The sequence below is a fragment of the Sphingobacterium shayense genome (genome assembly GCF_013179575.1).
GTDB classification, from domain to species: Bacteria; Bacteroidota; Bacteroidia; order Sphingobacteriales; family Sphingobacteriaceae; genus Sphingobacterium; species Sphingobacterium shayense.
Genome location: NZ_JABMCQ010000004.1, coordinates 44577 through 69309, shown reverse-complemented (window position 1 = coordinate 69309; position 24733 = coordinate 44577). Strand labels below are relative to the sequence as shown.

General features: G+C 40.9%; 18 protein-coding genes. 7 read left to right on the top strand and 11 right to left on the bottom strand.

Annotated elements, in window-relative coordinates; genetic code table 11:
- Window positions 1-757, bottom strand: a 757-nt coding sequence (locus HP439_RS01390) for a mechanosensitive ion channel family protein (RefSeq protein WP_172388552.1), incomplete at its 3' end; no start/stop codon positions are given.
- Window positions 758-1023: 266 nt separating this feature from the next.
- On the opposite strand from HP439_RS01390, the gene HP439_RS01385 reads away from it, so the two are divergent.
- The gene (locus HP439_RS01385) at window positions 1024-2337 is read left to right on the top strand and encodes a TIGR00341 family protein (RefSeq protein WP_172388551.1); all 1314 of its coding nucleotides are present in this window, start codon (window positions 1024-1026) and stop codon (window positions 2335-2337) included.
- Between the two features lie 85 nt (window positions 2338-2422).
- Here HP439_RS01385 and HP439_RS01380 read toward each other — a convergent pair whose 3' ends face one another.
- The 5 genes from HP439_RS01380 to HP439_RS01360 form a co-directional block, all read right to left on the bottom strand.
- Window positions 2423-4792: a GH92 family glycosyl hydrolase gene (locus HP439_RS01380; protein WP_172388550.1), complete on the bottom strand. Its 2370-nt coding sequence runs from the start codon at window positions 4790-4792 to the stop codon at window positions 2423-2425.
- A gap of 321 nt (window positions 4793-5113) precedes the next feature.
- On the bottom strand, window positions 5114-6856 hold the full coding sequence (locus tag HP439_RS01375; protein WP_172388549.1) for a family 43 glycosylhydrolase: 1743 nt from the start codon (window positions 6854-6856) through the stop codon (window positions 5114-5116).
- Window positions 6837-8384 (bottom strand): sulfatase family protein, encoded by a 1548-nt coding sequence (locus HP439_RS01370; protein WP_172388548.1) that lies wholly within the window; start codon window positions 8382-8384, stop codon window positions 6837-6839. Before HP439_RS01370 ends, HP439_RS01375 begins: the two co-directional genes overlap by 20 nt.
- 125 nt (window positions 8385-8509) lie before the next feature.
- The gene (locus tag HP439_RS01365; protein WP_216657730.1) at window positions 8510-9079 is read right to left on the bottom strand and encodes a hypothetical protein; all 570 of its coding nucleotides are present in this window, start codon (window positions 9077-9079) and stop codon (window positions 8510-8512) included.
- Window positions 9080-9386: 307 nt separating this feature from the next.
- Window positions 9387-9707, bottom strand: coding sequence for a hypothetical protein (locus HP439_RS01360; RefSeq protein WP_172388547.1), 321 nt, complete (start codon window positions 9705-9707; stop codon window positions 9387-9389).
- Between the two features lie 564 nt (window positions 9708-10271).
- On the opposite strand from HP439_RS01360, the gene HP439_RS01355 reads away from it, so the two are divergent.
- Both HP439_RS01355 and HP439_RS01350 read left to right on the top strand, forming a co-directional pair.
- Window positions 10272-10790: a protease gene (locus HP439_RS01355; protein WP_172388546.1), complete on the top strand. Its 519-nt coding sequence runs from the start codon at window positions 10272-10274 to the stop codon at window positions 10788-10790.
- A 112-nt stretch (window positions 10791-10902) separates the two neighbouring features.
- The gene (locus HP439_RS01350; protein WP_172388545.1) at window positions 10903-12666 is read left to right on the top strand and encodes a molybdopterin-binding protein; all 1764 of its coding nucleotides are present in this window, start codon (window positions 10903-10905) and stop codon (window positions 12664-12666) included.
- Window positions 12667-12724: 58 nt separating this feature from the next.
- Here HP439_RS01350 and HP439_RS01345 read toward each other — a convergent pair whose 3' ends face one another.
- The gene (locus tag HP439_RS01345) at window positions 12725-13723 is read right to left on the bottom strand and encodes an NADP-dependent oxidoreductase (RefSeq protein WP_172388544.1); all 999 of its coding nucleotides are present in this window, start codon (window positions 13721-13723) and stop codon (window positions 12725-12727) included.
- A gap of 448 nt (window positions 13724-14171) precedes the next feature.
- Between HP439_RS01345 and HP439_RS01340 the strand changes: the two genes are divergently transcribed.
- Together HP439_RS01340 and HP439_RS01335 are read left to right on the top strand one after the other, a co-directional pair.
- Window positions 14172-16580 carry an ABC transporter permease gene (locus HP439_RS01340; RefSeq protein ID WP_172388543.1) on the top strand — a complete coding sequence of 803 codons (2409 nt, stop codon included), beginning with the start codon at window positions 14172-14174 and terminating at the stop codon, window positions 16578-16580.
- Window positions 16581-16850: 270 nt separating this feature from the next.
- The gene (locus HP439_RS01335; RefSeq protein ID WP_172388542.1) at window positions 16851-19301 is read left to right on the top strand and encodes an ABC transporter permease; all 2451 of its coding nucleotides are present in this window, start codon (window positions 16851-16853) and stop codon (window positions 19299-19301) included.
- Window positions 19302-19455: 154 nt separating this feature from the next.
- Here the strand turns inward: HP439_RS01335 and HP439_RS01330 are convergent, their stop codons facing one another.
- The 3 genes from HP439_RS01330 to HP439_RS01320 all read right to left on the bottom strand — a co-directional run bounded on the left by HP439_RS01330 (window position 19456) and on the right by HP439_RS01320 (window position 21969).
- Window positions 19456-20634: a putative Ig domain-containing protein gene (locus HP439_RS01330; protein ID WP_172388541.1), complete on the bottom strand. Its 1179-nt coding sequence runs from the start codon at window positions 20632-20634 to the stop codon at window positions 19456-19458.
- 294 nt (window positions 20635-20928) lie between these two features.
- Complete coding sequence (locus tag HP439_RS01325; protein ID WP_281358164.1) at window positions 20929-21339, bottom strand: chromate transporter; 411 nt, start codon at window positions 21337-21339, stop codon at window positions 20929-20931.
- 111 nt (window positions 21340-21450) lie between these two features.
- Window positions 21451-21969, bottom strand: coding sequence for a DinB family protein (locus tag HP439_RS01320; RefSeq protein ID WP_172388539.1), 519 nt, complete (start codon window positions 21967-21969; stop codon window positions 21451-21453).
- Window positions 21970-22292: 323 nt separating this feature from the next.
- On the opposite strand from HP439_RS01320, the gene HP439_RS01315 reads away from it, so the two are divergent.
- Complete coding sequence (locus tag HP439_RS01315) at window positions 22293-23000, top strand: ferritin-like domain-containing protein (RefSeq protein WP_172388538.1); 708 nt, start codon at window positions 22293-22295, stop codon at window positions 22998-23000.
- Between the two features lie 18 nt (window positions 23001-23018).
- Entirely contained in the window at window positions 23019-23849 is an 831-nt protein-coding gene (locus HP439_RS01310) for a ferritin-like domain-containing protein (RefSeq protein ID WP_172388537.1), read from the top strand.
- A gap of 71 nt (window positions 23850-23920) precedes the next feature.
- Here the strand turns inward: HP439_RS01310 and HP439_RS01305 are convergent, their stop codons facing one another.
- On the bottom strand, window positions 23921-24733 hold the full coding sequence (locus HP439_RS01305) for an anti-sigma factor (protein WP_172388536.1): 813 nt from the start codon (window positions 24731-24733) through the stop codon (window positions 23921-23923).

The window sequence follows — 24733 nt, the reverse complement described above, 5'->3', positions numbered from 1 at the left end:
GTTCTTGCATTGTCCAAAAATTATCATTCGAAGTCGTTACCCGGACGGACAAGTTTATTGCGCTATCACCAAGCTCGGTCACGACCACTTGGGGAGCCGGGTCGTTAAAAGCGAACTCATTACTTGCAATCACTCCCATTAATGTACCTTTAGCTTTAAGTAGATCCGCATCATAGGATACCCCGATATCGAACCAAGTCCGCCTTGTTCCGAGTTGCGTATAGTTTGTGATACTGCTATTAGAAAGCTCCCCATTTGGTACAACTACAAGCTGATTCTGCGGGGTTTTGAGCCTTGTATTAAAAATATCAATCTGGTCAACCGTACCGGATTCACCAGCACTCGAACTGATATAATCCCCCACCTTAAACGGCTTTAACACCAAAATTAGAATACCTCCCGCAAAATTCGATAAAGAGCCCTGTAATGCAAGACCTATAGCCAGACCAGCAGCACCGATTATGGCAACGAAAGCAGAAGTCTGAACACCTAGTTGAGTAACCACCACAATAAATAAAAGGATATTCAATGCCCAATTTATCAGAGTAGTCAAAAATCGACGAAGTGAGACATCCATATCGCGTTTTTCAAATGCCTTCGAGGTCATCTTGTTAATCAATCTAATCAACCAAAGTCCCACCAGGTAGATCAGTATAGCGGAAACAATGGCCGTGAGGACTCGAGGTGCCCATGCGATAGCTGATGTTAAAAAGTTGTCCCAGTGTTGTTGAACGTCGTTGAATTCTAAGTTGTTCATAAAAGAAATGTTTGTAATGTTATATAAAAAGGAGAATGGTTAAATCCCCGTATTCCTAATCTCAACAAGGAAGTAGCGTGATTGTTTAGATAAAAATTACATCCAGCAAAACAAACTGTTTTGGAGCGATCGAAAAAACACCATAACACTCGCTCTGATATCAAAGGTTTTCGTAAATGTTATTCGACATTTTTCTTTTTAATTTTCCGTTTATTGTTTACCCCTCGTATTTGTTATCTATATTCGTGAACACGCGATACTTCCATATGAATAGATTTTTACATTTTTTTAACCTGCACGAAGGCGAAGACAAAAAAGAGACGGTCTTAGAAGACGTTGTCAAAAACATATCATTTCGAGGAGCTAACGCCTGGATTCTTGCCTGCGCTATAGTTATCGCATCGGTTGGCCTCAACGTGAATTCCACCGCGGTAATTATTGGTGCCATGCTTATTTCCCCGTTGATGGGGCCGATTGTTGGTGCAGGTTTTGCCTTAGGAACATTTGATTTCCCGCTATTAAAAAAATCAATAAAAAACTTATTGATTGCAACAGTGATCAGTCTTGTCGTCTCCTTTGTTTATTTCTTACTCAGCCCTTTCAAGGAGGCACAGTCCGAATTGCTCGCGCGTACTTCCCCCAATATTTATGATGTCCTTATCGCGATCTTCGGTGGTCTGGTGGGCGTAATTGCGATAACTCGCGTCAACAAAGGGAACCCGATTCCCGGGGTCGCTATTGCAACGGCGCTAATGCCCCCCCTATGCACGGCGGGTTATGGCTTAGCCATTGGTAACATCAGCTACTTCGCCGGAGCGCTCTATCTTTATATTATTAACTGTGTATTCATCTGTATTGCAACCTTTGCAATCGTCAAATACCTCCGTTATCCTAAAACGCATTACGTTGATCAGCGTCGCGAGAAGAAAATCACACAAAGTATTACCGTCATTACACTAATACTAGTTGTTCCAAGCCTTTACTTTGCCTACAACTTACTTCAAGAAAAGAAATATAGTAACAAGGTTAAACAGTTCGTTCAGCAGGAGTTAACCGACAATGGCTATACGGTCATCTATGAACGGCTGCTTCCTAATCGTAGCCCAAAACGACTGGAACTCGCCTTTCTGGATAAAAAATTCAGCGACCAAGAGATCCATGCCTTGGAGCGGAATATGGCCTCTTTTGGTGTGGAAAACACAGAACTAATCATCCGGCAGGATAGCTTTGACCTCAAATCGACCATTATGAATGAGATCGATAAACGCAGCATTGCCGTAAATGAGAAAGACTTAACCATACGCGCGCTGAACAACAAACTTGCCGCATATAGTTTAGCGAACCCGGAGCTAGACCGTGATATCAAGATTATCTTCCCTGAACTATCGTTTTATAGTATCGGCCGCCAACAACAATACGCAAAGAGCGACAGTCTTGCCAATCATATTGCATTCATATATTCTTCTGAAGAACAACTAATTACAAATCAAGAACTGAAGCTACGCAAGTGGTTAAAAAATCATTTTCCGAACGACAGTGTCTCTGTCATTAGACATACGGTGCAGGAAAATACAAACTAAAATTCGGAGTGTGTTATACACTCCGAATCATCTATTTTCCCAGTCAATATTTCCTTAACAGCAAAATAACAACAGACAAGATGGACTAAAGCTTTAGATTCGTATTGGGCTTGTTTCCCATATCTATTTTTAAAGATCCTCCGTTTACAATGTTTTCAAATGGCAGGAGTATCGATTGTTGGCTCTTGCCATTTTTATGGATAGACTGTACATACAGATTTTCAGGTGAATTCCCCGTTGTCTCAATTAAAAATTTGTCCCCCTTATAGTATGCTTTATTCAATTTAATCTCCACCCGATCAAACAAGGGACTTCCAATCTGAAAAGCAGGATCAATCTGCGTTAATCCTTTAACGTCAAATAATCCCATTGCCGACATCACATACCAAGCTCCTAATTGTCCCTGGTCTTCGTCTTGTCCATAGCCGTAACCGTGCACTCCATCAACGCCATAAAATTCATTACATATCGTACGCACCCATTTCTGGCTTAGATAAGGTTTACCAGCGAAATTAAATAACCAAGATACATGCAGATTGGGTTGGTTTCCGTGATTATACAGCGCGTTAACGCCTGCGAAAGCATCGACAGTTTTCCCTCCGCCGAACGTATTCTTTTGAGACAGCAGGAATATACTATCTAAACGGTTGTTGAACACATCTTGCCCGACCTTAGCGATCAGTTTGATAGGTTCGTGTGGCACATAAAAAGTATACTGTATCGCATTCCCCTCTTGAAAACCTGCCCAGGCAGCAGATGGGTTGAAATCTTTTAAAAAGCTTCCATCTAGCATTCGAGGACGAATGAGCTCCGTTTTTGGATCGAAAAGATTTTCCCAATTGGACGCCATTTTGGAAAGCTTATTATAATCAGCCTCTTTTCCCAGGTGTTTAGCAAACTGCGCAACCGCGTAACTGCTAAAAGAGTATTCGAGGGTACGGGAGGCTCCGAAAACTGAACCTGCGTCGTCTCTGCTGGTCTGCTGATCCTGGTTCGGAATATAAGGGCTATATCCTCTTGTTACAAAGGTTTCAACATCCAGTTTACCCGCACCTGCGGGACGTTGATATCCATTGATCTCATTTTTTAATGCGGCTTCATAGCCTAGCTCGTAATCAAAATCCCGTATCCCACAATTATAGGCTGCCGCAATAGCAAGGCTAGTGAAATTTGTCCCCACCCCCGAAACATATTTACTGTTAGCAATCCCGTCACCTAACCACCCGGTTTCTTTGTAAACGAGCAACTGGCTTTTCACCCATTCCGAATAATACTCTGGATACGCCAGTGCCCAAAGCTGCGTAAGGTTCCAGAATGCTCCCCATATCGCATCGGTATTATAATAGTTGTGCTCTGACCGGCCTTCATCATTTAGCGGAATATGGCCAACGGTACCGTCATTTTTCGGATACGCGCCATTAATATCGTTTGCAAGCCCGCGGCCCAGCAGCGCATGATATAGACCGGTATAAAACTTCACTTTATTCTCTTGAGGACCGCCTTCCACCCGTATCCTTCCAAGCATCTCGTTCCATCTCGCTGATGCTTTTTGCTTCGCAGCATCGAAGTCCAGATCCGCTCCTTCGGCTAGATAATTTAATTTGGCGTTCGCAATCGAAGTGTAGGATTGTCCAATCTTCACCGTTATCTGTTCCTTGTCGGAAGTCTTATATTTCACTGCAAGACAGGATCCTACTCCTTTTATTTCATCTTGTTCATTAACAGACCCCGCCCGCAGGAATGCCTTTTGCCCGGAAGACGGCTTGCTTAGCTTTGCATAGAAGAACATTTTCACCGTTGCCTCGGGTTGAAATTTCTTGACATATTCTGGTTTCGTTTCCACATATCCTTCAACCGTGGTTTCATCCACCATTTTGATATAGGCGTCAACCACCGAACCACTCTCGCCCAGCTTGTTTCCAATATCAAATAGTATATAGGATTCGTTGGATTCAGGGAAAGTATACCGCTGGTAACCCACTCGGTCCGTTGCGGTAAGCTCCACTTTGGTATTGTATTTATCCAACAATACAGAGTAGAAACCTGAAGTTGCGTACTCATTTTCTTTTTTGAAGGTAGAACGATAGCCCTCCTCCGGCTTGTCAAGCGTACCGGGCGCCGTCTTAAGCGTGCCAACGGTTGGCATGAGCATTACCCCGCCGATCTGAAATTCGTGAAAACATGCGAAGCCCTCAATTGAACTATGTCCATCTTCATATCCGACTGCTTCCCACCCACTAGCATTCCCGTAAGACCCGTTTGTCGAAGGTCCCAATTTAGCCATCCCAAAGGGAACCGCACCCGGGGTGTAAAAAAACCAACGGCTATGGACTGACCCGATGTTCGGATCAACATATCTCGAGAACATTTGCGCCGTTGTGTCCTTCTGCGCCATACACGGTGAAAAGATGAACGGAATAATAAAGAGTAATAAAAGTAATTTCGTGTTTTTCATTTTTTAAGTATTACCTAGTATTTCTTGTTGCCTCACTCGGCTTTAATAATTTTATTTGCTGTTCCCACGTCAAACTTGATAAAACTCCTCGGATATAGCTACAGCGATGGGTTTTATGAAAATCCAAAAACCTATTTATTAACATCAAGATCCAAGTGGTCGTCTCGGATCAAGCAATAGCCAAATATGTGACAAGCGCAGATCGCTGCTCGGCTTTACATTTTTTCAGGCGATTTTTTTCAGGATGGCCACAGCAGCTACCTAAAGCCTGTATTTTCTTGGTTGAGCCAGCCGGTACGTTATTTCTTTTAAAGCCGCTCACTAATCAACTTTTACAACATCTGTGAGCTCAGATATCCCGTTTTCGTTAAACGCTTCTAATGCAAAGTAGTATTCCTGATCAGCAGACAGCGCTTTTAATAAAAGTTCATTGGAACCGTACACCATCCACGAGCTATACAGTTTATCTGGCGCTATACCCCACCTCACATTATAACCCTGGACACCTGGCTGCTCGTTCCAATGAATACGCACATCTCTCCGATCGGTATATCTTCGTATATCTAAACCCTTCACCTTAACAGGTTTTTTTCCAGAGCCTTTGCCAAATACACGGATTTCCGACATAGCCAAATGTGGAGTTGGCACCTCAATATTGTTATATCTTATGTAGCGAACTGTTACCGGACGTTCCAGTTCTACATAATCGTTTGGGGTATCTTTAAAACTATTTCGCTTATCAATTACCGTAAACCACTCCTGGCCATCGAGCGATCCCTGTAGGGTGTAGCGGTGCTTCAAACCAGGCATTCGTCCGTATATTCCAGACTTATAGTCCGCGTAGTTAATCTGAATAGCATACATCTCAGAGTTACGCTGCAAATCTATCATTACCCATTGCTTATTGCCGTTATTTTCTGCCAGCCAGGCGGTCTTAGCGATTTCATCTGTAAGATTTTCCTTGCTAAAACCAGGTTGCGCCGATGAAACTGTTACCGGTTTGTTGTACGACAGCAACATCCATCCCCTAAACCGTCCATTCTTCTCAGGAACCGATGGAGCATACCGCGGATAGTCTCCAAAATAAGTATCCGTATACATGATACCATCGCGATCGAAGAAGGTCGGGAACATGCACAACCGTCGCTCCCAATTCATGTTTACCGAATAGTCCATCGTCGCAAAATGCCAATAGCTACCCCCGGGCCCTCGAGTAGTACTTCCATGGCCTGCCCCATTCATATATCCGCCTGGCTTATACGAAATAGGATTATGCTGTTGATAACTATACGGTCCAAGAGGGTGATCGGCCGTATATACACCATCTCCATACACATTGAATTCTGTGCCAGGAGCGGCGTATTGCATATAATACTTACCATTATGTTTAGTCAGCCATGGGCCCTCGATATATCCGGTGAGCACCGTATCCGAATGGTTCTCTCCAAAGCGTTCCCATCCGTGTTTCTGCGCATCAAGATTGAACAGCTCTACAATCTCCTCGGAAGCGATGAAACGTTTATTTTTATTTAGCTTCCTTCCCCGAACGGGAAATTTGTTTGATGATCCCCAAAACATATAAGCCTGTCCGTCGTCATCGATAAACAAATCCGGGTCTTGCAAATCATTGAGAATTGACGGTGTCGATTTCCAGTCGCCCTTCTTTGGATTGTCTGTATAAAGAATGCTCATGCTTCCTGACGGATTGCCAGCAACATAAAGCACTGAATCTTTGTAATTATGGGCAGCGGGTGCATTGGAACCTTCAAAATACCAAATTTCGGGTTTTATAAAATTCCAATTTTGCAAGTCCGCAGAGTGCCAGTATCCATGACTACGGGTAACAAACATATAATATTCGCCTCTAAATTCAACAACCGCAGGATCGGCACCCGAGCGGTAAGAAATATCTTTGTGAGCATTATAGATCATGTAGGTATAATCCAAATTCAGCGGATTACAATAAGTGTCCATCCGCATAGTCTGCCCGGACAAAGACAGCGTACTCAACACCATAAACAGAAAAGTCGCAGCGCTTCTCATGTTATTTTCTATATTCTTCATCTACATCATATTCATCCTGTAAACGTGCTAATTCATTTTTCAGTTTCCGCGTAATTTTGTCGGTACCGGGTTTAGCATATATATTGTGCATTTCAGAGGGATCCTTTTTTAGATCATAAAGCTCCCACTGGTCGTCTTTATAAAAGTACATCAACTTGTACCGTTCCATCTTTACCCCATAATGTGCTCGCACACTATGGATGCCCGGAAACTCATAATAATGATAGTAAAGTGACTCCCGCCACTTCGTAGGCTTTTCACGCTCCTCCACTAACGGCTTAAAGGACAAACCTTGCATATCCGTGGGAATATCGATCCCACACATGTCTAAAAACGTGGGAGCAAAGTCTATGTTCTGCGTTAGCTCTGTTACCTTGGTTCCCGGTTCGATATGTCCCGGGTACGACATCATTAACGGCATTGCGAATGACTCTTCATACATAAAACGCTTATCAAACCATCCATGTTCTCCCAAATAAAACCCTTGATCTGTCGTATATATGACAATCGTGTTCTCCTCCAATCCATTAGCTTTAAGATAATCTAGTATCTCCCCTACACTTTCATCGACGGACTTCACGGTAGCCATATAGTCCTGTAAATAACGCTGATATTTCCACTCTGCGACCTCTTTCTCCGAACGTGATGTGCGATAAAAATCATCGTTCCGCTCCCTGTAAGCTTCAAAAAAACGGTTTCTTTCCTGCTGAGTCATAGTTCCCATAAATGCCTGAGGCCACGGATCATACAATAAACTATCTGAACCTATACCGGTCACCATTTTCAGATCGTGGCCTTCATACATATCTCTATAGACGTTCATCTCCTGCTTGCTGGCCGCAATTCTTCCCTGATAATCATCCCAATAATTGTCCGGGACAGGAAATTTGACATGCTCATACAATCTATAATGGCGCTCTGCGGGCACCCAATTGCGATGGGGTGCCTTATGATGCATCATCAAAAAGAATGGTTTGGACTCATCCCTATCTTCCAGCCATTGTTTTGTGAAATCAGTAATGAGGTCCGTAACGTAACCACTATACCGGGTTGTGTCTTTTGATGTTATGAAATAAGGATTATAATAATCACCTTGATCATTTAGAATGGTCCAATGATCAAAACCTGTTGGCCGGGAAAGCAGATGCCACTTTCCAATCACCGCAGTTTGATAGCCGTTAGCTTTAAGAATTTTGGGGAGAGTTTGTTGCGTGCCGTCAAAAGCTTTATTTTCATTTTTCATAAAGCCATTCTTATGGCTATGTTTACCCGTCAATATTGCTGCACGGCTAGGACCGCATAATGAATTGCTGCAATAGTTATTCGTAAACAATGCTCCCCCCTTTGCTATTCTATCAATATGGGGCGTGGGCGCTATTTTTGAAATCGGATGACCGTACGCGCTAATTGCCTGCTCGGCGTGATCATCACTCATTATAAAGATGATGTTGGGCTTTTTCTGTTCAGTTTGGCCAAATGCGCAAACCGTTATTGTCATCAGCAAAACGGCAACAAATGTTGCTTTCATTTCTTTCAACTTATTCAAAGACATACCTACTACTTTTCATATTTAAAATAATCAATCTCCGGCTACCGATAAATGTACAAAAATATTTTTTCCGATGGTATTTTGCGAGTCCGCAATATGTCACACTAGCCTATAAAATAATGTCTCAAGATATAGGAAATTTCATACACAATCAACAGAGTTACCAGAACATAATGAAAACGAATATTAGCGAACTTGATCGCTAATACACATAACACGATATGGCTGACATTTCGCACCGGATACTCCCAGTGTAGTGCGTCCATATAAGCAGGCCCTTTTAAGAGTGTATCACCAAAATCAGCAACAAAAAGCACAATTAAAAACGTAAAGAACCATCGCTTCTTTGAAAAAAAATAATCTTTAAACCCCTTATAGTCGCTTATATTATCTGGAAAAATTAGGACACACAGCGCAAAATACATCATCGTATACAGTATCAGAAAAAAATATTCGATAAAATTCCAGTGGATAATATTTTTCAGATGTGCTTCCCACCACCAGAAATGAATCATCAGAAGGAAGACATAAAACACCCACAGCAAATGCAGAAGATACGGCTTGACCAACTTGTTGTGATCAATCAGTTTTACGGCATTTTTTAGTAGCTGCGCGATACCTAATCCAAGGATCATGCTGATCATCGTACGTACGTGTGTAAAAGTTTCTTCCATATGATGGATAAAATTAGAAAAATTATTCTTTTACTATAGATCTAAATTCCTTTACTTTATACGTAAGCCAGGCCCAGACTGTTCGGTCAGTACGCCGGTTCGGCCTATACAAAGCCATTTTCCCTTTTTATGGCTAAAGGTATAAAAACCACTTTTAACAAATAATAAATACCTAATAAACTTAACTATAAACATTAGTATATAAACTAATTATTAAAGTAGAATAGAATGCGCAATGCAAGTCTGATCCGTAATCTCAGGCATACTTTGCTGCCTCACCAAAGGTAAAATAATTAAAATTCTTCGACTAATCATCGACCTCCATATCACCGATTACCGTATCGCCCTTAAACGATCTTAAATAGCCTTCAAATGCGATTCTTAAGCCATGGAGTACCAACTCATAGTGTTCGTCACTGCTACCATAATAACCAATGATTTTCTTACTATCGAGGCTATCTCCGACTAAAGCCAATACACAGTGATCCGAGTTTGGAAGATATAAACCTACCCCAACTGTTCGTTCACCATAGTTTACGAAATAAGGTTCTTCAACTTGATCATCGACAATCTTGGGGATGTGATCGGCTTTTTTAAGATCTTCTAATTTAATAATGTCAAAATTCATATCGTATAAGCTATATAGATAAGGAACCGCTCTAATTTGTTTTTGTTTGAAAACTGGAGTTCTGCACTACGAACACCTAGCGGGTAAAGAACGAATGTCGAACACATTCGAAATGTCTTTCTCCCGATTCCTAAACGGACTAAAAACCTAAACACCTCTCCACTCACCGATCTATTACCATGCTTATCAACCCTCATCCTATAGAATGACGTTTTCATCCCTAAGTGGGCATACAGCGCGTGTTCGAGATTATAATAATATGAAAGGAGCAGCTTTCAGCCGTATGCTTCACCTGCTTTAAGGGGAGACATATAGAAGCCGAAGAATCGACAGTGGGTCGGCCATAGACAATATTGGTATTGCGCCAGATAAAAAACTAACACTTGAGCAAGACTGGATTGAAGAAGCAAAGCGCTGTGCTGAAAAATAGCTCAAATCTTGATTCCTCCGCTCCTGCACAGGATAAACTATAAAAACAAAAGGTTATGCTACCTCGTTTTCTGTTTATCATACTTTATGTTCAAAAAACATGAAGAAGCGAGGTAAAAACTATATTTTTGCTACATGGGTAATTATCAAATATTCTTATTAGCCGCTGCCATACTGGTACTTTCTTCTTGTGGGATGACGAACGATGGCGCTAAAAACAATCTTGACACAACGGCTACTTCAGCTGTCGATAATAACAAGGAGAAAGATTTCTATGCAATAATGTCTGTTGAAGACACTATCAAAGTTGGACAGGCTGTGGAATTAAAATTTACAGTGTACAACGATGGCGACACAGCACAAACATTTTGTAAATGGCATACCCCATTTGAGCCTTTCATTAGTAAATACCTGGATATAAAATCAGAAAGCGGTGACCAGGTCAACTATAAAGGCGCGATGGCAAAACGGATAATGCCACCACCCGCCGATAGTTATATTGCTGTCGATTCTAATGATAGTATATCGACAAGCGTCAACCTTTTAGAAGGCTACGATATCGCTGAACCCGAAAAATATACGATTACATATCTAGGCCGCAATATGAGCGGGCTTCTTGTTAAAGACAGCGTGTCCTTTGTTGTTATCAATTAATCGCAAGGGTATCGACCATGTGATTTTAGACCCGAACAAGAGCAAGCTAAAAATAAACGAGATCGCAACGACCTATCCCTTATAAGAACTAGTATATAAAACCTATCGGAGTATGACAAAAAAGACAGGTATAGTTATATTGGCCGTAGAAGAATATACGGGGAGAGATAGACCGAAGTACGCAGTGGCTTCCGATAAAAAAAGCTTGGTTAAACATCTAACAGTGGAACCTTCTGTTCATTCAGGACATTGTGTCGTAGTTGTCCTGAACCCCTTGCAGAAAACACTCCAAGCGAAATTAGCCGGTAACTCGACCGAAACAATTATTAATACAAATTGGAAAAACGGCATCTCGAGTTCGATCAAAATGGGACTTCAATCTTTACTTAACGCAACTCCGGATCTGGAACAGTGTATCATATGTGCTAGTGATCGACATTTTATAAATATCAATTTGTTTAACGAGCTTAAGTCCCTAGCCGATAAGACTGGCAAAGGAATAATCGCGACAAAGATTGCAGAAATATGGGATCTTCCGGTCCTTTTCTCAAAAAGGTTTTTCGATGAGCTTCTTTCCGATGATGGTCATCAAAGAATAAACGACATCATTGCGAAACAACCAGACGATATTGCTATACTCCCTCTGGGAGAAACGGAATCTGAACACAATCTACGTCATCAGCATGCACCACGGACAATGGTAAGCGTGGATACAGCAAAAGAAATCATAGATTCCCTGTTACCAAAACCGCAAAAAGCTAGGGGTGTACGAATACAGGACGCGCTTGGTTCCACGCTAGCATCAGATGTCTACGCTCAATTTTCGATTCCTAATTTTGAACAATCATCCATGGACGGCTACGCAATCCATTACGAAGATCGAGAACTAGAGTTACAAGTTGTCGGCACCATACCGGCTGGGATGACCATGCAAAAAACTTTATCACGCGGTAACGCCATGAGAATCTTTACCGGCGCTCCTTTACCCATCGGAGCTGACACCGTGGTCATGCAAGAAAAGGTGCAGGTAACTAAAAATAGATCTGTTTGGGTAAAAGATCAAAACCTGCGGCAAGGCGATAACATTCGTGCTAGAGGTTCTGAGGTCAAAAAGGGTGCGTTGGCTTTACAAGACGGCACCTTCCTAACTCCTGCTGCGATTGGCTATCTAGCGGGGATCGGATGCACTCATGTAGATACATACAGCACGCCCCGAGTCGCTATTATCCTTACCGGTGACGAACTCATACCGCCAGGCGAACAATTGGGATTTGGAGAAGTCTACGAGTCAAATTCATATCAGTTAAGTGCCGCTTTAACCCAATTGGGCATTAATGACGTTGAGGTTTTGCATATTCCCGATAATTTAGAGCACTTAGAAACTGCAATAGAAAGATCTCTAGCACGCGTTGATATGCTGCTATTGGTAGGCGGCGTGAGTGTCGGAGATTATGATTTCGTGGCCACAGCGACAAAAAAATGTGGTATTGAGCAACAGTTTCATAAGATCCGTCAAAAGCCGGGTAAGCCTTTGTTTTTTGGTAATAAGGGGGAAAAACTGGTTATCGGGCTTCCGGGAAATCCATCGTCAACTTTAACCTGTTTTTACCTATATGCAGCGCCAGCGCTGGAAAAGTTAATGCGGGTGCCACCCCGTATAAAAAAAATTATAGCGCCCATTAGGGGCAATTACCATAAAAAAGAGGGACTCACTCACTTTTTGAAAGGCAGCTATAACGGCGAGGAGTTAATACAATTACATGCTCAAGACTCTTACCGCTTACAATCCTACGCACAGGCAAACTGTCTTATTATTATCCCTGAGCAAGCGGTAACAGTTCTATCCGGCACCAACGTCGAAGCTTATTTGTTATAACGTAACTCCTGTCTTGGATGACTAAATCTATTAATCAGCTCACCCCATCAGTAAAATTTTATTTCAGTTTAACTACCACTTTTCCCTTAGATCTTCCACGCTCGATGTACTGAAGTGCCTCGTTTGTCTGCTCAAAAGGAAACACCCTGTCTATTACCGGACGAATCGCTTCCGATTCTATGAGCTTTGCAATTTCGCCCAGTTGGGTTCCATTCGATTTCATAAATAAAAATTCATACTCAACACCCAATTTTTTGGTCTTCGCCCTGACCTTACCGCTTAGAAGCTTTGTCGCCAATCTAACGTACCAAGGAAGATCAAATTCTTTAGCAAATAACGGAGTCGGCGGTCCCGATATGGAAATTAATTTCCCTCCGGATTTCAATATATTCAATGACTTTTCGAGGGTTTTGCTATCCTGACTGTTCAGTACGAAGTCGTAATCTTTCAAAATCAGCTCAAAATCCTCGTTCCGATAATCTATCACAACATCGGCTCCAAGTGTCTTTACCAGATCCGAGTTTTTTGCACTCGTTGTCGTTGCTACGATTGCTCCCAAATGTTTCGCTAACTGAATTGCAATTGTTCCGGCACCTCCCGATCCGGCCTGTATAAATACCTTCTGCCCCTTTTTGAGAAAACCTCTTTCTACAAATGCCTGCCACGCAGTCAGTCCTACTAATGGAATAGATGCAGCCTCTTCAAAGGTGATGTTCTTGGGCTTTAAGGCAACATCGCTTTCATCAATTGCGATATACTCAGCAAATGTACCGATACGAAAATCAGCCGGACGTGCATATATTTCATCACCTGCTTTGAATTTAGAAACCTTCGCTCCTACCTCGATCACTATCCCTGTCACATCATGCCCCAAGATAAGGGGAAACTTATACGGCAGGATGAGTTTAAACTCGCCTACCTTAATTTTTAAATCCAGCTGATTAATGCTTGCAGCGTAGACTTCTACTAACACGTCGTTATTACCAAGTTTGGGAATCGGGATATCTACAAATTGGAGATCGCCTGTCCCATACTTATTCATGACAAATGCTTTCATTTACTGATTTTTTAGTTGTTAGCTCGATTTCCGTTTCATTATTTGCATGTCGATTATTTTCTTCGTGCCGATTACACTTTAATAGTGTAAAGTTGATTATTCTTTTTGATGCTTACTAATTTAAAACCAACTTTTAATCAAAGGCTTTTTATCTCAAACGCGACTCACCATATAGCTATTGATAAATCTTTGGCAAGTTGCATAGTTAATTACGGACGGGGCAGCATTTTTATAAACTAACGGGCGGTTCAATGTTCGGTTTCGTACGAAATTTGTTCGATTATGAACACCTCATCGACACCTGCACCAAGTAAAAAATTACAAATCAGCTATTTACGCATCTGGCAATGTAATTGGAACGCCGAAATAGCGAGAGCCGAATAGTTCAGAATACTACAAGTGTATAACGAACTCTAATGCTTTTATCAGCAAAATTAACTGTGAGACCATGATTCGAAATAACTTTAAAATCGCTTGGCGAAACCTAGCAAAAAACAAAGGATATACGCTAGTAAATATCGTAGGGTTAGCTATAGGCTTAGCATGTAGTTTCATTATCAGTCTCTATATCATTGATGAGTTATCTTTTGATCAATATCATTCGAGTAAGGAGAGAATATACAGAGTGGTTCATACTTGGAAAGATCAGGCAGGAAGAGCTGGTCCTGATCAAGTTTGGGGGAACGCTCCTGTAGGCAACGCCCTTAAAACTGAGTTTCCAGAAATCGAAAAAATAGTCCAGTTCTCTGGCCAATCCTCTGTTTTATTAAAACATGGTGAAAAGTCTTTTCAAGAAGACAAAATCTTTTTCATCGACTCAACCGCTTTCGATGTCTTTAGCTGGGAAATGATTAAGGGTGATCCTAAAACAGCTTTGATAGCTCCCTTTTCTGTCGTGTTGACAGAAACAACTGCGAGAAGGTATTTTGGTGAGAAAGATCCGATGGGAAAAGCTATCGAGGGAGGTGAAACCGGAGGTCGTGCTGCAAAGGGGATATATAAAGTTACGGGGATAATAAAGGATGTCCCTGCAAACTCACACTTTACCTTTGATGCCCTAATGTCGATGAGTTCCTTCAGACAATCTTGGCAAGACCCTTTTTATCAATGGGGTTATGTAGACTTTTATACGTACTTCGTATTAGCAAAAAACGCTAATATTGCTGATTTAGAGATTAAAATACCAGCTTTTCTAGAGCGGCATAAAGCATCAACAAATGGCCAGTATTCATTTCGATTTGAACCTTTACAGGACATATACTTATATTCCAAAGCTGAAAGACAACCCGGCACGACGGGAAATTTACAAAACCTATATATTTTCGCTATCATTGGCCTATTTATTCTTTGCATAGCTTGTGCCAATTTTATGAATTTAGCAACGTCTAGGTCTATGGAACGTGCGAAGGAAGTCGGGGTCAGGAAAGTCGTGGGAGCAAATAAAAAAAGTTTGATATTTCAATTTATCCAGGAATCCCTCCTGCTGGTCCTTTTAGCAACCATGGTAGCCCTGCTCATGTTACTTTTATTACTCCCAATCACAGAAAACTTTACAGGTAAAACGTTCTCTCTGTCTGCTATCCTTAACTGGAAAACTTTTATTTTATTTTTGTCGATCATCTCAACTACTGCACTGCTCGCAAGCATCTATCCAGCATTTGTCTTATCTAGTTTCAAACCTACAGCTGTATTGAAAGGTTCGTTTAAGGGAGCCCCTTCAGGAATTACCATTCGAAGAGTAATGGTAGTATTCCAATTTTTTCTATCTATTACCCTTATTGCCGGGACATTGATTGTGTTTAAACAATTAAAGCATTTACAGCACCAAAACTTAGGATTTACCAAAGAAGAAATGCTAGTTCTTGATTTTAATTATGATAATAACATCAATAGTAAAACCGAAACCATTAAGCAGCTTTTCCTAAGTAATCCCAATGTGACCTCGATCTCAGCTTCTCGGAGTGTGCCTGGTGCCTACTACCCCGATGCAGGAACAGATATCGAAACCTCGGAAGGTGCTTTTCTTAATTTAACACAATCCATATTCCAGGTGGATATTGATTTTATAAACCATTTTGGTATTGAATTAGCAGCCGGAAGGGCTTTCTCAAGGGATTTCCCCGTCGACACAATAAGTTCATTAATTGTTAATGAAGCAGCAGCAAAAGCATATGGATTTGTGGACCCGAAAAATATTATAGGTAAACGATATAGACAATGGGGACGTGAAGGACAAGTTATTGGGGTAGTCAAAGACTTCAACTATCGCTCCCTACACCAACAGGTTGAGCCTTTAACTTTAATGGTAGATCCGTATAGTAGCAGATATTTCACCTTAAAGGTAAAAACGGAAAATATCGGGGAGACTGTATCTAATATCAAGAAGTCGTGGAGTCAAATTGCACCCAATAGGCCATTTACTTACAGTTTTTTAAATGATAGTTTTAATCGCCAATATGAAGAGGATTTCCGTTTCCAACGATTATTCACAGCGTTTTCTGGATTAGCTCTTTTCATCGCCTGTTTAGGGCTTTTAGGACTAGCAACCTACACGGCCCAACAGCGAACCAAAGAAATTGGAGTAAGAAAAGTTCTAGGAGCAACAACTTTGAGTATCGTACATTTACTGACGTTGGATTTTATCAAATTAGTTATTCTCGCCATAGTAATAGCAACACCGGTTGCATGGTTAGCAATGAATAAATGGTTAGCAGATTTTGCTTATCATATCAGTATCCAATGGTGGATATTTGCCATCGCAGGATCGTCCGCTTTATTAATAGCGATAGTTACGGTTGGTTGGCAAGCTATCCGGACCGCGGGAGTTAATCCTGTCAAATCATTACGAGAAACTTAGGCTAGCTAGACAGCGCGGTTAGTAGAATAAAAAACGAAACTCGCGTAACAATTAATGAACAATTTGCGAAGTCAAACTTCGGCAATAGGATCAAATGCTTACCCCGACGATTATAATCTTTAGGGCATACAAAACAACCGTTCATTAATGAACGAGAACTGTTCAATAATGAACATACTTTGGCTTGATATAAACTAAAACAGACTCATACACAAGTGTTTATAAAAATGGCAGACGGATTGCATTTTTTGTTTAAATTAGTTAATATTTATGCTCAAAAATTACATAAAACTAGCGTGGCGCAACCTCAAGGGACAAAAACTCTTTTCGACCATTAAAATTGGAGGATTTGCTTTTAGTATTGCTGTCTGTATTATGATCGTTTTATTTGTTCAGCATGAATTAAGCTATGACAAATTTTACCCAGAAGAAGAACAGATCTTTAGGATGCTGGGGAATTTCAAAAAAGAGTCTGGTATTGAGCGTGGCACTTCCTTTCCGGCTCCTGCAGGCCCGACTATGAAGGAGACCTACCCCACGATTTTGGAGTCGGGAAGAATTTTGCCGAGTTCGCTTTTCGGAGCTGGGAATAATCAAGTAACAACTGACGAAAATCCTGTAAACCAATCATTGTCAGGTTTCGTGTATGCGGATCAATCTATTTTGGATATGTTTCCAATACCTGCTGTTTACGGTTCTTTAAAAAACGCATTAGATAAGCCTAACACAGTGGTCCTTAGCAAAAGTAAAGCTGCATTGCTATTTAAAGGAAACCCTGTTGGTAAAGTAGTTTATTTAAATAACGATAAACAGAATCCATATGAGATCACAGCGGTCTTAGCCGATATACCGCATAACTCCCATTTATTTGGGTACGATATATTCTTAACCCTATCCGGAATAAACTTCTATGATGGCGAACAGCAAAATTGGATTTCCAGTAATTATACCACATATTTTAAAATAAAATCGGGCACCGATATACATCAACTAGAAGGCCAGTTAACGAAAACATATATTGAAGACCATTACATTCCTTCGATAAAGATGGCAGGAAGGACCGTCAATCCAATGGTTAAAGAATCATTTATTTCCCTCCAGCCTGTAAATCAAATTCATCTACATTCGAAGGACGTTCACGATGATAAAGTCTCAGTACAAAATCGTGGAGATATTCGAATAGTATGGATTTTTGCTGGAATAGCAATATTCATTTTACTCATTGCTAGCATCAACTTTATTAACTTAACAACGGCTAATGTTGCAGTTAGAGCGAAAGAAGTTGGTATAAGGAAAACAATCGGATCCAGCCGTAAGTCCTTAATTTATCAATTTTTCACAGAATCATTTCTCTATTGTGCCATTTCGGTCTTTTTAGGGCTTCTCATCACCATTATTTTACTGCCTTTGTTTAACCAAATAGCGGGTAAGTCGCTTTCTATCCCCTTATTCAATTTACAATTTATTGGCATTATGCTCCTAGGGGCTATTATCTTGGGTGCGTTATCCGGAATTTACCCTGCGCTTTTCCTATCAAGATTTAAACCTATATCAATCTTAAAAGGCAAGGTCTTACATTCGAAAAGTTCCGGCGGCTTCAGAAACAGCCTAGTCATTTTTCAATTTGTCACCTCGATTACGCTGATAATCGGAACAATAATCATTCATCAACAAATGAATTTTCTAATGAACAAAGACCTAGGATACAATAAAGATCAGGTTTTGATGCTTCATGGTACTCACACGCTCGGTAAACAGATTAAATCTTTCAAAGAACAATTAAAGACAATATCGAATGTCCACAGCGTGTCTATAGGAGATTATGTCCCGGTAGATATGGTAGGAAGCCGTAGGAACGGCAATCCCTTCTGGCAAGATGGAAAACAATCTGAAGACGATGGTAAACCTGGCCAATTTTGGATAATTGATCAAGACTACATTTCAACCTATGGATTGAATTTAGTCGCAGGACGGAATTTGAGTTTTGATATGCCAACGGATTCTAGTGGAACCATTATCAACCAGAAAATGGTTAAAGAACTTGGTCTCAAAAATCCGATTGGATCGAAGATATTCAATGGCGAAACAAGAACGGTTGTTGGAGTTGTTGAAGACTTTATTTTTGATAATATGCGAAGCGAAGCAGAAGCAGTACGTCCAGTTAGTCTCGTATTAGGTAATAGTCCCTCTTTAATATCTATTAAAGTTAGCTCACTGGATATGGCAGGAACCATTTCGCAAGTAACGGATATCTGGGATGAATTCTCTCCCAATCAAAAAATTCAGTTTAGCTTCCTAGATGATAATTTTTCCGCCTTGTACTCCGATGTAAAACAGACGCAAACTATTTTTACTTCGTTTGCCTTTGTAGCCATTTTTATCGCATGTTTAGGTTTGTTCGGACTCGCTGCATTTATCACAGCACAAAGGACAAAAGAAATTGGCGTTCGAAAAGTCTTAGGGGCTACTGTCACTAAAATAATCAAATTACTTTCTATCGATTTTCTAAAACTCGTTTTAGTGGCTATTCTTATTGCCGTGCCATTTGCTTGGTGGGTAATGCACGCTTGGCTTGAAGACTTTAACAATAGGATTGAAATAAAATATTGGGTGTTTATTCTGGCAGGTGCCATAAGCCTTTTTATTGCCGCAGGCACTATTTGCTATCATGCCTTTAAAACAGCTAGAATGAACCCGGTAACCAGCTTAAGAGATGAATAGTGCTAGATTAGGATAAAGGTTAAACTATCTCTAGGGTATATTTAAGAAGACTGAATCGTCCGGCCAGTTCTATCAATCGATAGCGTAATCCAAGTATTATGCGTTTCATCCGATGGTTATCTGCTAGAAAATACAGGATGTGCATTGTCAACGTTTACTCTTTGACCGTAATTCTAATTTTACTATCTGTCCTGTTCGATGAATTGTCAGTAGCGGTTAAAATCAATTCAAATTCTCCTTCGACCGTAGGTATCCCCGATAGTTTCATCTGCTCGGCATCAAAATTCAACCAATCTGGTTGGTTTTGGTTAATCGTGTACGTCAATTTTTCGTCATCTATGTCTCTAAAATAATCTTGCGGTAGCGATATTTCGAATGCTGTTCCAACATGAGCAGTGTTGTTAGAAATTGGATGGAAAATAAAGGGTTTGAACAATTTCGACGTATTGACCCAAAAAATATCCGATTCGATAACTTGATTTTCACCTATTTGCAACCTTGTAAAAAACAGGAAGTTATTATCGAGAGTTACGAACGGTCTTCTTTCCCAATCTTTAGAGTTTATGGGTGAATTAACGCGCTGAGGTTCGAGCCAATTATTATGGGTATCGCGATAACTAATGTATAAATCGACCGTTGCTTGTTCGTCTGTATATCTACAAAAAATTAGATATTCTTCCTTTGGAGATATAAAAACGCTCTCTTCGTCATTCGATGAGGCCAATTCGGGGATAATATTCACGGCTTGATATCGATTATTTTTTAATTCGGAATAGAATAAATCAGCGGTGTGGCAATTTTCCCTCCCATCACAATTTCTATTGGAAGAAAAATAGATAGTACCGTCATAGCTCATACTTGCGTTCGCTTCCCTACCTTCCGAAAGTATTGGACCGTGCAACAATTTTGGAAGACTCCAAGCATCATTAGTCTTTTCAATCATCCAGATATCGGTGTCGGCATGGTCTGTGTCGGTTTTACTTTGTGCGTAAAGTAAAAATCTGCCGTTTGGAGAAAAATAGGGCAGATATACAGATTTGTTCTTCAAAGGCTCAAAAACCAGCGGGTTGCTCCATTTTTCATTGGCCTTCTGGGAATAAAATATTTCTCCACGCAAATCACCTTTTCTTAATATCCCAAAAGCTAATTCTTGACCGTCAGGTGCAAATGAAACTCCGTGCTCTAGTCTTCCCTTCTGTGAAATGATATCTGGCGCAAAAACCACGGGAATAGTATCCGGATAGGCCTGCCCGAAATAATCGACTGATCCCGCTGACGAGACACAGCTAGATATAAAAATAACCGAAAGAAATAGCAGGAGTATTTTTTTCATTTTGATCCGAACTAGGTATCGCTGTTTGGTGTACTTACATCAAAGATAAATGATAGTATGCTATATCCCCAATTCCCAAACAGGAATTTCTTTCATATAATCCCCTTAATCACCAAGTAAACTTCCAAAAGGCTTTGCTTGTTGCAGAACATAGCAGTTTCAGATCAATTTCTACATAGTTCCTAACTTGAGCTAGTCAAGCGGACGAAGATATAACCCTTCTATGTTTTTTAAGTTATCAACCTAGGTTATTAAATAAATAGATATCTTCAATAATATCTATCAACTACCATCTTAAATTTTTAATAGCAAGAAGCCAAAAAATGTTCCACCTATCACAAGGAATTCACTATTAATGTTTTTGAACGCGAACAAGATAATCATACTGAGCACCATAATAACCACTGATCGCCAATTCACTAAAACCTCTTTCCCCATTGTAAAACGTACCGCTGCGATGATAGAAATAGATGCTACATTTGCCGCATCCAAAAAAACAGACAATCCTTTAGAGCGTCGTATCTCTTTTATCAAAGGATTAAGCAATGCCACAAAAATAAATGACGGAATGAAGATAGCAATCGTCGATACTACGGCCCCAACCCATCCTCCTATCTGATAGCCAATAAAAGTAACGGATGAAAATACGAGACCCGGCATGAGCTGCCCCGCTGCAATTACGTCCATGAGCTGCTGCCTTGTCAATACCCCGGTTATGGTATTTTTAACTGGAGCCCATCTACACTAGCGATTTCGACGTTCAAAATTTGACACCCAGAGCATGTTGAAGACTACACATGCGCAAAAAGAAAATTTCTACCCTCTGTTCCAAAACGCTGGAGGTTCTATACCTAGACTACGAAGATAGACTGTGCCTTGGGCGCGGTGGTGAATTTCGTTGTCAATAAAATAAAAAATGATCCCATAGGATTCTCCCTCGTACTGCCCAAATGCAAGTACAGTTTCCTGGAGCCGTTGCTCAGTAATTCGTTGCCAATCTGTGAAAATCATATCAGATACATTGTCCCAAGCAGCCAGTAGTTCTGCCTTAGAACTGGCATTCGATGTTCCCGAATGATAGTCTAGTTCCTTCATTGGTATCCAATTATTGGTCGCGATACCTCTCACTCCCGTGGCAGACATCCCCATAATTTCCTTAACCATGTCTGCAAAGGGACGCATTCCTCCAATGGAATAGCCAAACAATTGATCTTCAGGGAAGGAGTCGATAACACGTCTGGTTACGCGCCGATGGCCTTGCCAATGGTTAAAAAGCTCAATCGAGGAAATAAGTTTCTGTGCCGGAAGCGTTGTTGAATGCTGTAGATTTTTCATTAGATATCAATTTATGTTTACTTACAAAGAAAACACGATCACTGACAACAGTGTGTCAGCATTGATAATCATAACTAAAACTGCATATATGCAATTTCTCAACTAGCTGCGATTTTTTGGGTATAGTTTATACAAAGCTAAATACATTTTCTTCGTCAAGCCGGAAATAAAATCAACGATAAAACTATGCGTATGTAACGCAGAGGCAATTTCACGTCTATTCTTAGAAAATCCGACAAAAATTTGTCTAAAGAGAAATCCAAGCCTCAACATTTGCCGTATATCTAGATATAGATAAAGAATTTTAAACTAATAAAACTATCATGAAAAGAAAGACATTGGACAATGACTCGTTGGTAAACGGTCATCAAGACCTCAAAAGAAGAGAGTTTTTAAAATATGCCGGTGCTGGCCTCGGTTCTGTCGCTTTATTAAGCACCTTTGGGTGTGATAAAGATGATGACAGAGGACCAGATATGGGCGGCAACGAGTTTTATTTTGGGAGTGGTGACATTGCCATTCTAAATTATGCTTATGCATTAGAGCAGCTAGAAGCGGCTTTCTATATCGAAGTAGTTAATAACCCATATTCGGGAATTACTGCTCTGGAGAAGTCTTATTTCACAGATATACGTGACCACGAAATTGCACACCGTGAGTTTTTCAAAAAAGCACTTGGTAACAACGCAATAGCTAGCCTCGAGTTTAACCTCTCCGCTATTAAGTTTTCTGACCGCAGCAACGTACTGGCTACTGCCAAAACCTTTGAAGATCTCGGTGTTTCAGCCTATAACGGCGCCGGCTGGCTTATTAAAGAACCTAATTATCTACTATTAGCGGGCAAAATTGTTTCTGTAGAGGCACGCCATGCTGCGCTAATCAGGGATTTGATTGATAATGGAAGCTTCGCTAATGCAGAAGTGGTTGACGCGAACGGACTAGACGTAGCAAACAGTCCTACAGTCGTGATTCAAGCTGCAGCCCCATTTATTAAGTCAAAAATCGATGTGTCAGACCTTCCAACTTACTAACTTTTAAAAATTACTATCATGAATATATTAACGATATTTGAAGAAATTAATAAAGTCGATCCTGAATTTAACGATCGCATTAGTCCCCGCAGAGAGGCCATCCGAAATATGGCTTCATTTGGAAAGAAAGTTTCATTAGCAGCAGCGCCCTTTTTTATTAGTGCCCTTTTTAAAAAGGCGTATGGCGCAACGCCAACAGATGTCAATGGCGTTTTGAACTATGCGCTAACATTGGAGTACCTCGAGGCTGAGTACTATACAATGGGAGCTGCAAAATCGGGACTTGTGCCTTCAGGAAAACCTCAAGGCGCTATTCAGACGATCCGTGACCATGAAGTCGCTCACGTTGCATTCTTAAAAACTGTTTTGGGTTCTAAAGCGGTATCAAAACCGACTTTTGATTTCACTGCAGGAGGTACATTTGCCAATGTTTTCAGTGATTATGACACCTTCTTAGCACTAGCGCAGGCATTTGAGGATACCGGTGTGAGGGCGTATAAAGGACAAGCGGGTATCCTTGTAGGAAATAAGGTTGTTTTAACAGCGGCCCTGCAAATCCATTCCGTTGAAGCTCGGCATGCGGCACATATTCGTCAAATGCGCAGAGCGCGTGGCGGTGGTGCGGCAGACCAAAAGCCATGGATAACCGGTGCGAATGACAGTGGAATAGGTGCAGTTGTAGATCCGATTTATGCCGGTGAAGACAACAAATCCCAGGCTGGTGTCGATATTACCACACTAAGCGGACAGATGGGGAAAATTTCAGCAAATGCAGCAACAGAATCATTTGATGAACCATTAACAGCGGATGCAGTGTTAAATATTGCAAAACTATTTATAAAGGCTTAATATAAGTTTAATTTTCTATAGTTTAGGTGCCTCGGCTTTTAAGTCGAGGCATTTTTCGTACATCCAATAAATCAGATGTTCCCGATAACGTAGAGCTCGCTCAAAGTAGGAACTGCGCTTCCCCCCTCATCTTCGAGTGTTATAGCAAAGGCCTGCGCTTTGGAGATCTTAGCCATCGTACTCACATCGATATGGTCAGCGTTCAAAGGAAAAACGCCTGCATCAACAGGAGTTCCATCCTCCATTGCCCATAATTGATATTGCTTTCCGCGAGGTGCTTCTGGCATATTTTCAAGGCTCAAATATACTGCTGAGGTTTTCTGATTCCAAAAAACCATAGCTTTAAACTCACTTTTATCTTCCGCTCCCGCCAGTTTTACAGCCTTAATTTGAGGGTCGAGCAACAACCGCCATTTTTCTTCTAGACCAGCGAGCGATTCTTGGTGAATATTACTCTCGCTAACAACTTGGTTAAGCTCAGCTTTTTCTTTTTGGCTATTTTTATAGAGGATGACATTGGCAGCAACACTTGCGGTCAACAAAAGGCTTGCCGCAATTGCCCAATTTACATTGTTACGTTTGGCTATCGGACGAATAGGATCGACCTGTGGTTTATTTTCCACAGGCAAGCTTATCGATTCCTTCTCTTGCATATCTTCGATCGCAGCAAGTTTATCCCATATCGACTCTTTGAGTGACGGTGGAGCGGGAACGGCTTGAGCGTGGGCTAAAGTTTCCATCACTTCATAGGCCTCGGTAATTGCTTGCTCCACTTCCGTATTATTTTGGCGGATACAATTCAATATACTCACTTCCTCTTCGGAGGCGAGCCCCAAGACGTATGATTCGATAATCCCTGACGATATGTACGCTTTAATATCCAA